Annotated in this window: 1 pseudogene; it reads left to right on the top strand. The window is 65.4% G+C overall.

Annotated elements, in window-relative coordinates:
- Positions 1–97 precede the first annotated feature (97 nt).
- Positions 98–246, top strand: a pseudogene (locus ACPYOG_RS20260) (ABC transporter permease); the annotation flags it as partial.

Here is a 246-nt window from a genome sequence, read left to right as displayed (position 1 = left end):
CCCCCCCCCCCCCCCCCCCCCCCCTTCCTCTCAGACAGAAACCCGACCCACCAAATTAGCGAGTGTCTCGTGGGCTCGGAGATGTGTATAAGAGACAGTCTTCGGCGTGATCAACCCGCGCTTCCTCGCACCGACGAACCTCTCCTTGATCACCCAGCAGGTGGCCGTCATCGGCACCCTGGGCGTCGCGGAGACCCTCGTCATCCTCACCGCCGGCATCGACCTGTCGGTCGGCGCAGCCATGGT

The organism is Leifsonia sp. HAY1-4F, assembly GCF_056755275.1.
The sequence above is the reverse complement of the archived record's forward strand: the minus strand, read 5'-3'. Positions and strand labels throughout refer to the sequence as shown.